Annotated in this window: 10 protein-coding genes; 8 read left to right on the top strand and 2 right to left on the bottom strand. The window is 41.6% G+C overall.

The features are described from left to right. Positions 1–234: 234 nt before the first annotated feature. From typA to glnG, 5 genes are all read left to right on the top strand, one after another. Positions 235–2046, top strand: coding sequence for a translational GTPase TypA (gene typA / locus ACRWQL_RS11215; protein WP_434927459.1), 1812 nt, complete (start codon positions 235–237; stop codon positions 2044–2046). 192 nt (positions 2047–2238) lie between these two features. Next, entirely contained in the window at positions 2239–2544 is a 306-nt protein-coding gene (locus ACRWQL_RS11210; protein ID WP_434927460.1) for a pyrimidine/purine nucleoside phosphorylase, read from the top strand. A gap of 118 nt (positions 2545–2662) precedes the next feature. Further along, positions 2663–3205, top strand: coding sequence for a DUF4124 domain-containing protein (locus ACRWQL_RS11205; protein WP_434950014.1), 543 nt, complete (start codon positions 2663–2665; stop codon positions 3203–3205). Positions 3206–3332: 127 nt separating this feature from the next. Then, positions 3333–4376 carry a nitrogen regulation protein NR(II) gene (gene glnL / locus ACRWQL_RS11200; protein ID WP_226412701.1) on the top strand — a complete coding sequence of 348 codons (1044 nt, stop codon included), beginning with the start codon at positions 3333–3335 and terminating at the stop codon, positions 4374–4376. Positions 4377–4401: 25 nt separating this feature from the next. Next, the gene (glnG, locus tag ACRWQL_RS11195) at positions 4402–5817 is read left to right on the top strand and encodes a nitrogen regulation protein NR(I) (protein WP_434950013.1); all 1416 of its coding nucleotides are present in this window, start codon (positions 4402–4404) and stop codon (positions 5815–5817) included. 78 nt (positions 5818–5895) lie between these two features. Here the strand turns inward: glnG and fieF are convergent, their stop codons facing one another. Continuing rightward, the gene (gene fieF, locus ACRWQL_RS11190) at positions 5896–6765 is read right to left on the bottom strand and encodes a cation efflux pump FieF (RefSeq protein WP_434950011.1); all 870 of its coding nucleotides are present in this window, start codon (positions 6763–6765) and stop codon (positions 5896–5898) included. A gap of 211 nt (positions 6766–6976) precedes the next feature. Further along, on the bottom strand, positions 6977–7468 hold the full coding sequence (locus ACRWQL_RS11185; protein WP_434950009.1) for a Spy/CpxP family protein refolding chaperone: 492 nt from the start codon (positions 7466–7468) through the stop codon (positions 6977–6979). Positions 7469–7745: 277 nt separating this feature from the next. Between ACRWQL_RS11185 and ACRWQL_RS11180 the strand changes: the two genes are divergently transcribed. The 3 genes from ACRWQL_RS11180 (at position 7746) to ACRWQL_RS11170 (ending at position 11335) form a co-directional block, all read left to right on the top strand. After that, entirely contained in the window at positions 7746–9191 is a 1446-nt protein-coding gene (locus ACRWQL_RS11180) for a cytochrome C biosynthesis protein (protein WP_434950007.1), read from the top strand. 93 nt (positions 9192–9284) lie between these two features. Continuing rightward, the gene (locus tag ACRWQL_RS11175; RefSeq protein ID WP_434950005.1) at positions 9285–9971 is read left to right on the top strand and encodes a response regulator; all 687 of its coding nucleotides are present in this window, start codon (positions 9285–9287) and stop codon (positions 9969–9971) included. Beyond that, positions 9971–11335, top strand: coding sequence for an ATP-binding protein (locus tag ACRWQL_RS11170; RefSeq protein WP_434950003.1), 1365 nt, complete (start codon positions 9971–9973; stop codon positions 11333–11335). Before ACRWQL_RS11175 ends, ACRWQL_RS11170 begins: the two co-directional genes overlap by 1 nt. The last annotated feature ends 123 nt before the right edge of the window (positions 11336–11458 follow it).

Here is an 11458-nt window from a genome sequence, read left to right as displayed (position 1 = left end):
ACTGTGTTTTACATCTTTTGTAACCTAGCCTACGTTAAGGCGATGATAAAGTTTATATCACTAAATTAACGGCAAATTTATAGCATAATAAGACGAAAATATGGGGTGTTCAAAAAAAATCCTATCTACTGAGACCTTGCTGGAGTAGAATGGCACGCTTTTTTATGGTGGCTATCATTAAATAGTTGCTGTAAATAATCCCTTTTTTTGTTTGATGGTATAGAGGTTTTATCCGTGCTAGAGAATTTACGTAACATCGCCATTATTGCACACGTCGACCATGGCAAAACGACCCTGGTAGACAAATTGCTTGCGCAGTCTGGTACCCTTGCTTCACGTGGAGAAGCGACTGAGCGTGTGATGGATTCTAACGATCTTGAAAAAGAACGTGGGATCACCATTCTGGCAAAAAACACTGCCATCAAATGGAACGACTACCGCATTAACATCGTAGACACACCTGGTCACGCCGATTTCGGTGGTGAAGTAGAACGTGTTCTATCTATGGTTGATTCAGTATTATTGTTAGTTGACGCAGTTGATGGTCCAATGCCACAAACTCGCTTTGTGACTAAGAAAGCGTTTGCTCAAGGCCTAAAGCCAATCGTTGTTATTAACAAGATTGACCGTCCTGGTGCTCGTCCTGATTGGGTTATTGATCAAGTATTCGATTTATTCGACAACTTAGGTGCAACTGACGAACAGTTAGACTTCCCTATTGTTTATGCTTCAGCATTGAATGGTTTCGCGACCTTAGATCCAGACGTAGTTAGCGAAGACATGACACCACTTTTCCAAACCATCGTTGAGAAAGTTTCTTTCCCAGACGCTGATTCGGAAGGTGCATTCCAAATGCAAATTTCTCAAATCGATTACAACTCATACGTGGGTGTTATCGGTATTGGTCGTATTAAGCGTGGTAACGTAAAAACTAACCAACAAGTGACTATTATTGGTGCTGATGGTAAGAAACGTAACGGAAAAATGGGCCAGGTATTAGGTTACATGGGTCTAGACCGTACTGAAGTTGAAATTGCTAACGCTGGTGACATCGTGGCAATTACAGGTTTAGGTGAGCTTAAGATTTCTGACACTATTTGTGCAGTAACTGAAGTTGAAGCGTTACCGCCGTTAACAGTTGATGAACCAACACTAACGATGACGTTCCAGGTAAACACTTCTCCGTTCGCGGGTAAAGAAGGTAAGTATGTTACTTCTCGTAACATTCTTGAGCGTTTACAAACAGAACTTGTTCACAACGTAGCACTACGTGTTGAAGAAACTGACAGTCCAGATCGTTTCCGCGTATCAGGTCGTGGTGAATTACATTTATCAATCTTGATTGAAAACATGCGTCGTGAAGGCTACGAATTAGCGGTATCACGTCCAGAAGTAATTCTTAAAACTGTTGATGGCGAGCTACACGAACCATTCGAAACTGTGACTGTTGACGTTCAAGAAGAACATCAAGGTACCGTAATTGAAAAGTTAGGTGTACGTAAAGCTGAAATGAAAGATATGCAGCTTGATGGTAAAGGTCGTGTACGTATCGACTTCATCATCCCAAGCCGTGGCTTAATTGGTTTCCAAACTGAGTTCTTAACTGCAACTTCAGGTACTGGTCTAATTTATCATTCATTTGATCACTACGCTCCGCACAAAGGTGGCGATATTGGTCAACGTGCTAACGGCGTATTGATTTCTAACGCAACTGGTAAAGCATTAACATTCGCACTATTCGGTTTACAAGACCGTGGTCGTCTGTTTATTAGCCACGCTGCTGAAGTGTATGAAGGCCAAGTTGTTGGTATCCATGCTCGCTCTAACGATTTGACGGTTAACTGTCTTAAAGGTAAGCAGCTAACCAACATGCGTGCATCAGGTACTGATGAAGCACAAGTGTTAACGACACCGATTAACTTAACGCTTGAACAAGCACTTGAGTTCATCGATGATGACGAATTAGTTGAAGTAACTCCTAAGAACATCCGTGTTCGTAAGAGATTCTTAACTGAGAACGAGCGTAAGCGTCATAACCGCAGTTAATTAAAATTAATGAGTGGCGCTATATTTACCACTTATTAGTATCTAAAAAGCCCAGATTGTTCTGGGCTTTTTTGTGCCTGCTAATCTAAAAACTTACACATAAATAATTCATAACCAGAGCACAAAAATAACTAGATATACATTTAAAATAGATATAAATTCACTTAAAACATTTATGGAGTATCAGGAAATATGTTAAAACAAGTCGATGTAGCCCTAAAGGCAAATGTTTATTTTGATGGAAAAGTCATTAGCCGCACAGTATTTTTAGCCGATGGAAGCAGACAAACGCTAGGTGTTGTCTTACCTGGCGAATATACCTTTTCAACCTCTCAAGGTGAAATAATGCAAGTCACATCAGGTAACTTTGAAGTGTTATTGCCTGGTACGACCGAATGGATCAATTATTCGGCTGACACTCAGTTTGAATTAGCTGCTGGAGTGAGCTTTAGTATTAAAACCAGCGGTATTGCTGAATACTGTTGTAGCTACCTTTAAGTCGTCTTACTCTGCAGTTTAGTTACAAATAAACTTAGCCAGAACCAAACAGTTTTGGCTGTTTTTTTATCAAAAAACAGCTAGTCTAGTAAAATGCACACGCAAAAGGATTCTATTTATGCGCATTTTATTATTTACCTTGCTACTAATCAGTATCAGTAGCACAGCAGCGGTTTATCGCTGGGTCGATGAAAACGGGAAAGTTCACTATAGCGACGAAGCTAAGCCTAATGCAGAGCTTGTAGAAGTAAAAGAAAATACTCAAAATACTATCGTGCTGAATGATACCCCAATCATTATAGATTCAACCTCGCAAAATGATGCTATTGAGCTCGTCTTAAGTATAGTATCGCCCACACATGATGAAACCATTCGCAGTAATGAGGGAAAATTTGATGTCATTGTCAGTGTTACCCCAACACTCCCCCGAGGTATCTTACTGGCACTTTTTATTGATGGCGAAGTTAAAGCTCAACCACAATCTTCATCCACTTTTAGCTTAATGGGCATTTACCGAGGGGAACATATCATTGTGGTGAAAGCATTGGATCAAAACGGCAAAGTCCTTGCATCTAGTTCTCCAAGAAAGATATTTCTTCACCAGGCAAGTGTGAGCGGATTGGCGAAACCAACGCCTTACTATGCTAAAAAAGGCAATTAAAACAGTGTTTTACAACAAAAACTGTTTGAGTTTATTTCCCTATTTGCCTGCGTGAACTGAGTTGCAGATCGCACCATATTGGTGCAACATATTGGTGCAAGCTGCAACCCAATAATCAGGACGGCGAATGGACACTAATAATTTACTTAATCATCTAGTTACCGCAGTACTAGTGATCGACACCAAATTAAAGCCTTGTTTTGCCAATGCTGCTGCCGAGCAGCTATTGGCTGTCGCCAACCATAAACTACTCGAATTAAGCTTACCTGATTTATATCAGTTTTTAGGCGTTGATGAACATATTTTGCGAGATGCTGTATCATCAAATCAGGGGATCACAGTTAACACTGCGGCATTAATTACCTTAGACGGTCAGCACCACACTGTAGACTTGACCTTAATTCCTATCGAGAATGAACAAAATCTCAGTATTTTAGAGCTACGACAAGTTGATCAACAACGTCGTATACACCAGCAGCTAAATATGGACGCGCAGCAACAAGCAGCGCAATATCTTGTGCGTAATCTTGCCCATGAAATTAAAAATCCATTAGGGGGATTACGCGGTGCAGCTCAACTGTTATCAAGAGAACTGCACTCACCGGAATTAAAAGAATTTACCACTTTAATCATCGAACAAGCCGATCGTCTGCGCAACCTAGTCGATAGGTTATTAGGCCCGCAGCGACCAACACAGCATACCGAACACAATATTCATCAAGTGGTGCAAAAGGTTTTAAAGCTGGTTGAAATGGCTTTACCCGCAAACATAAATCTAAAGCGTGACTACGACCCATCTATTCCTGATTTTCAGATGGATCCCGACCAACTTCAGCAGGCTGTGCTTAATATTGTCCAAAATGCCATTCAAGCATTAGAACATGCTGGCGGTGAAATCTTGATAAAGACCCGAACTCAACATCAAGTCACCCTTGGTACACAAAGGTATAAGTTAGTGTTAGTCCTGTCGATTATCGACAACGGCCCCGGCATACCCTCTGATCTTATAGACACCTTGTTTTACCCTATGGTGACAGGGCGTGAAGATGGCTCAGGCCTAGGTTTATCCATTGCACACAATATAGCAAGATTACATGGCGGACGTATTGACTGCGTATCAGCTCCAGGCCATACCGAATTTATAATTACCCTGCCATTACAAAAATTCTAGACCTTAGGCAGCACGAGGTAACAAGATGACAATAAGCGAACAAGTCTGGATTTTAGATGATGATAGCTCCATTCGTTGGGTGCTAGAAAAAGCCTTCTCAGGCGCAAAATTAACCTGCGCCAGTTTTGCTGCTGCCGAGTCACTATGGCAAGCATTAGAACTAGCTCAACCTCAAGTGATTGTGTCTGACATACGTATGCCAGGTACCGACGGCTTAACCCTGCTAGACCGTTTACAGCTTCATTACCCGCATATTCCCGTAATTATCATGACAGCTCACTCTGACCTAGACAGTGCCGTTAGCGCCTATCAAGCAGGCGCGTTTGAGTATTTGCCTAAACCGTTTGATATTGACGAGGCCATTGCGCTAGTTGAACGGGCATTAACCCATGCAACCGAACAAACACCCGCTACTCCAGCAGTTGATACACAGGTAAAGACACCTGAAATTATCGGTGAAGCGCCCGCTATGCAAGAGGTGTTTCGTGCTATTGGCCGTTTATCTCGGTCCTCTATCAGCGTGTTAATTAATGGCCAATCAGGTACAGGTAAAGAGTTAGTCGCGGGTGCGCTTCATAAACACAGCCCACGCAAAGATAAACCTTTTATTGCCCTTAATATGGCCGCAATACCCAAAGACCTGATTGAGTCAGAGCTATTTGGCCATGAAAAAGGCGCATTTACTGGGGCAGCTAATGTGCGTCAAGGGCGCTTTGAACAAGCCAATGGTGGCACACTATTCTTAGATGAAATTGGCGATATGCCACTCGATGTCCAAACACGGTTACTGCGGGTGCTATCAGATGGCCAATTCTATCGCGTTGGTGGTCATCAATCAGTGCAGGTTGATGTCCGTATTATTGCAGCAACGCATCAGAATCTTGAATTGTTGGTGCAAAAAGGCTCTTTCCGCGAAGATTTATTTCACCGCTTGAATGTCATTAGAGTGCATTTACCTCCTCTGTCACAACGTCGTGAGGACATCTCTCAACTCGCCACTCACTTTCTCAGTACAGCAGCCAAAGAAATGGGCGTAGAACCCAAAATACTCACCAAAGAAACCGCCGCTAAACTATCGCAATTACCCTGGCCAGGGAACGTGCGTCAACTTGAAAACACTTGCCGATGGTTAACCGTAATGGCATCGGGACAAGAAATTCTGCCTCAAGATTTACCTCCTGAATTACTCAAGGATCCTGTGGCAACTAGCCAGCCAAATGCGGCACATTCAGACTGGCAATCGGCGCTTAAAGACTGGATAAATGAACGACTCAGTGCCGGTGATAACGATTTACTCACCGAGATACAACCTGAATTTGAGCGGATATTACTTGAAACCGCCTTAAAACATACCCAAGGTCATAAACAAGATGCCGCTAAACGTTTAGGCTGGGGGCGCAATACGTTAACCCGTAAATTAAAAGAATTATCAATGGAATAGGTACTTTGCTATGCCTAAGTTGCTATGCCTAAGTTGCTATGCCTAAGAGGCAAAGCTTAGGCATAACAAACGAGGATGCTAAACGGGATCCTGGTGAATAATCACTTCAGCATCTTCAAATGCATTTTTGATACGCAGTCCGGTCGCATCAGCTATTGAATGTGCTTCAAACAATGGCTGGTTACCATCTAATTCTAAATGCAATTGAATAAACCTGGTTTTCCCTGATTGACGGGTACGTAGATCATGCAGTCCCTTGACTCTTTTATCTTCTAAAGCCAAAGCTTTAATCTGTTCACGAGTATCTGAATCTAGCTCTCTGTCTAACAAACTTTGTATTGAGCGATAGCCTAAATCGATGGCTTGTTGACCAATAAAGATAGCAATAAATATTGCAAATAATCCATCCGCCCACCACCAACCATAATGTGCTAAAACTAGCGCTAATAGCACGGCTGAGTTTAAAAACAAATCAGACTTATAGTGCAAAGCATCTGCTTCAACTACTGTGCTGTTGGTTTTTTCCAGCGCTCTTTTTTGCAACAATACCAAGGCCAAGGTCATAATAATGGCAATGATAGACACAATAACCCCTAAAGTGGCGTGGGTAACCGTTACAGGGTTAATCAACTTTTCACCGCCGTAGAGCAACAACACACAAGCCGAGCCTAAAATAAACCCCGCTTGTGCTAGTGAAGCTAACGGCTCAGCTTTACCATGACCATAACGGTGATCTTTATCCGCAGGCACAATCGCATAACGCACGGCAATAAAATTGACTATTGACGCTAAAGCATCGGCAAAAGAGTCGGTTAACGATGCCAACATACTTGCCGAACCGGAATACAACCACGCTACAAGCTTAATGACTATCAAGCAAAGGGCTGTTGCTACCGCTGCACGGCTAGCCAGTTTTACCCAAAAATCATATTCTGAAGTTTCACTCATAAAAGATCTATCGACTCTTTATACTGATAATCTAACAACCCTTACTATAGCAAGTTGATTACTTAATTAGGATAAAGTTTACTAAACAATCGACTCACCTTATGCAAAGTGTGACCTTTCTCAATCTTGTAAAAGTCACAAGCTTAACTAAACAAAAAAACCATTACCCTGAAGTAATGGCTTTTATCTATGTCAGCCTAGATAAACTAGATTAATAGCGTGATTTGTGGCCTTTGCCTGAGTTAAATTTATCTTGAAACTTTTGTTGCTGTTCAGGTGTTAATAATTGATAAATCTCGTTTTGCATTTTCATATGCGTTAGCGTTTTTTGTAAATGCATTTGTTGTTTTGCTTCAACCATTTCAGTGGCTTTAACGTCATCAAAACCAGCGGTAGTGATTAACGCTAACATATCTGCCTTGTGCGCAGCACGTTGCTCTTTGGTTGGGCGCTCTGGACGGTTAGCTTGATATTTCTCGTATATCGCTTTAACTTGCACTTTTTGTGCATCGGTTAAATCAAGTTTGCGTAACATTTTATGCATGCCACCTTTGTGGCCATGATGTTTGTCACCTTTGGCGGCAACTTGCTCAGTTTTTACAGTGCTGTCAGTATTATCTACTGCGTATAACTGACCAGCTAATAATGCTGAACTTGCCACTAAGGCAACTAAACTCGTTTTGATGATTGATGATGTTTTCATTGTTAAGTTCCTCGGTATGAATGGGGGGTTTATGTTCTGCTTCAGCAGATTTGATACTCAGTTTACCGAATGCAATGTCAATCAGGGTTAAGACTGCGTAAACCTATGTAAAGATTATTTTCATAACACTTTAACGCCAGTAATTCATGATCAAGTTGGCATATTGAATGATAAAAATCATTGTAATGCGAGCTAGTTAACGTAATTTAGACTTGATTTTTACAGTCATTCGATAAGGGCATAAAATCTAACTATTAGCGTTTTTGTGGAATAGATTATGAACCGTTTGATTGGCCAGTTTTTTTTACTTCTTTGTTTACTGATATTGGCACCAAGTTCAATAGCCAGTACCCCTTCGTCGATAGATAACTCAATATGGTATAGCCAAAAAAATGAGCAGCCAATTGTTAAGTTGCATTTCTTTTGGTCAGAAACCTGCCCGCACTGTCGCAAGGCTCACCCTTTAATTGACGCATTAGGCGAGCGATTTGATTGGATAACGGTTGAAGATTACTTAATCAGTGAAACTGGCAATGTCGATAAACTTATGGCAATGGGCAAGCGGACAGGAGTTGAACCTAAATCTGTGCCCTACTTCGCGGTATGTGGTGAAGCCATTGTTGGCTACAACAGCCATCAGGTCACTGGCCAATATATTATTGAGCGTTTAGTCGACTGTTACCAAAAACAAGGTGGCAAAGCTACTATTGGCGACAAACTTGATGACTTTCTAACCTTAGATAACACACAATCCGAGCCCTTATTTGCTACATGTGGAGATACCAGTAATGTTGAAGATAACGCTAGCACTTGTGGCATGGACAGTAGCATAGCAACCGAAGACACTTCAGTCAGCACCAACACCTCAAAGCCACATGTTCAACCCGTGGATATTCCCTTAATTGGTGCAGTGCATCCTGAAAAAATGTCATTACCCCTGCTAACAGTAGTATTGGCAGGTGTTGATGCCTTTAATCCGTGCGCATTTTTCGTGTTGTTATTCTTACTCAGCATCATGGTCAATGCTGGCAGCAAAAAACGCATGTTACTAGTGGGCGGTATATTTGTATTTTTCTCTGGGTTTATTTATTTCATCTTTATGAGTGCCTGGTTAAATTTATTCCAACTACTTGGCGGCGGTGATGGCGGCATTATTATTACCTGTGCGGGAGTATTGGCTTTGATTGCTGCTGGGGTCAATATCAAAGACTACTTCTACGGCCGTGGCGATGTCAGTCTATCGATGTCAGTAGAAAATAGAGGGACGCTTATTAAGCGTATGGGTAAATTGTCTAAAACCAGTTCATTACCGACCATGATTATCGGCTCATCAGTATTGGCTATTTTGGCGAATGCTTACGAGTTATTGTGTACTGCAGGTTTTCCAATGATTTACACTTCAGTGCTGTCCATTTCTAACCTGGATGTCATGGAGCGTTATCTTTATTTGATCGCTTACAACGTGGTTTACGTCATCCCTTTAGCCACCATAGTAATTGTATTTTCAATGACACTGGGCAAGCGAAAACTGACTGAAAAAGAAGGCGAAAAGTTAAAGCTAATGTCTGGGGTTATGATGCTAGGCTTGGGTAGTATGCTAGTGATTAATCCCATGTCATTGCAAAATCCAGTACTATCAATTGGGCTGATTGTGGGGTCAATCATATTGACCTTCATTATCGTCAAACTGACCCCAGCAAAAAAAGATAAGTCTGCTGGCTAGCAGTAAAGCACCAACGAATGTAAAACTGTGCAATGATGATTTCATCTCAGCTCGCCATAGGCTAAAGTGTTTGAATGCATATTGAGGGCTGAAATGAATCGAATTTTACTTGTTGATGATGATGTCGGATTATCAGAATTATTAACTCAGTTATTAGAAATGGAAGGCTTTGCTGTCAACCAGGCTTATGATGGTCAAGAAGGGTTAACTAAAGCATTACAAACTGATTTTGATCTGATTCTATTGGATGTGATGCTACCGAAACTTGGGGGCTTTGAAGTATTAAAAGGCATCCGCAAACGTAAGCAAACTCCAGTATTGATGTTAACCGCCCGTGGCGATGAAATCGATCGTGTGATTGGCCTAGAGATTGGCGCCGATGATTACCTGCCAAAACCGTTTAACGACCGAGAATTAATCGCCCGTATTCGGGCCATATTGCGTCGTGCGACCAATGCTGAACAAGAGCAGTCAACTAGTGATGCTTTGAAAATTGGTGACTTGCGCCTAGATCCTAAGCGCCAAGAAGTTTATTGCAATGAACAATTAATGATTCTGACATCAACCGAATTTAGCTTACTGCTTAACTTAGTTGCCAATTCAGGTGAGTTAGTTACCAAAGACTCGTTAAGTGAAAGTGTATTGGGTAAAAAACTGATGCCCTTTGATCGCAGTTTAGACATGCACTTATCCAATTTGCGTAAGAAGTTACCCGAGCGCAAAGATGGCCGAGCGAGGGTAAAAACCCTGCGAGGCAAGGGCTATATTTGGATCCCCTAATGAGTTCAACTAACCCATTAAATCGCTTATTCTTTAAATTGTTGATTGGCTTTTGGCTATGCAGCTCTTTAACCATTGCATTAGTGTTAATTCTGCCAATTATTATGCAAAGTCAGGACCGCGCACCGATTGAAAAGCATTTACAGCAAGTGCTACAAACGGTCGCTAAAGACATTCAACAATCCCCCGATATTCTCACTACAGATAAGCTATATAAATTACAACGCCAACATTCAAGACACGACAAACCGCTACGTGTGTATCTTGTAAACGACGACGGTCAAGTTATTAATAGCCGTAAAGTCCCCCGCTCATTACGACAGTTTCTATTAATGGCAGAAGACGCTAAGCAGCCAATTAGTAATCAGTTTAGAAATGAGCTTATTTTTGGCCCTTTAACTTTCAGCGTTAACCAGCAAACCTTTCAAGTTTATGGTCGAGTTCCCGCTAACCATCCTAGACCCTGGTTCTTTTACTTTTCAGAGAACAAACTACTCACAGCCTCTATTGCCATTCTATTCTCAGGCTTATTATGTGGTTTACTCGCTTGGCATCTTGGTAAACCCCTGAATAGTCTAAAACGCAGCGCCAATGCAATCGCGAAAGGCGATTTATCGCATAGAGTCGACAAAACCACCGTCAGCAGAAGTGATGAAATGGGCCAGCTTGCAATGACGTTCAACAGTATGGCCGACTCAATTGAAGCTATGGTGACTAACCAGCAACGGTTAATGGGAGATATTTCCCACGAACTTCGCACACCGCTAACACGCTTAAAACTGTCCTTGGCGCTGGCACGTAAAAAAGGCCAAGACAGCACAGAGTTAACCCGCATTGAATATGAAGCTAACCAATTAGATGACTTAATCGGTGAGTTACTGACGTTATCCCGAGTAACACTAAATGCCAGCGAAATAAAAATTCATGCCGAATTAAGCGAAACCTTGAGCCAAGTCCTTGATGATGCAGAGTTTGAGGCAGAGCAACAAAACAAAAAGCTACATATTCATATAGATGACAGCCTTGCGTTTGAGCATTATCCAAAGCATTTGTGCCGCGCAATTGAAAACGTGTTACGTAATGCCATTCGTTATGCAACCTGCCAAATTTCAATCGAAGCAACCCAGCAAAGCCACTCAATTGTTATCTCTATTATTGATGATGGGCCAGGGATTGATGAGCATGAATTAGAAGCGATTTTTAGACCATTTTATCGTCCAGATAACGCACGAGATAGAATCAGTGGTGGCTGGGGGTTAGGTCTGGCAATTACTCAAGCGGCAATTCAAGCCCATAATGGGGATATTAAAGCGTTGAATAACAAGCCTAATGGACTGCATATCAAATTAAACATTCCCATTTAAACGACACATACTTTATGTATTCTAAAGAATAAACTTCCCCCTACTTTAATATGCGGTTCTGCTATGCTTAAAACTTAGGAGAATAAGTTAACAAGGGAAAGGAATGCGCCTGGAAATAACAAC

The organism is Shewanella sp. HL-SH4 (genome assembly GCF_051164845.1).
Classification (GTDB): domain Bacteria; phylum Pseudomonadota; class Gammaproteobacteria; order Enterobacterales; family Shewanellaceae; genus Shewanella; species Shewanella glacialimarina.
The sequence above is the reverse complement of the archived record's forward strand: the minus strand, read 5'-3'. Positions and strand labels throughout refer to the sequence as shown.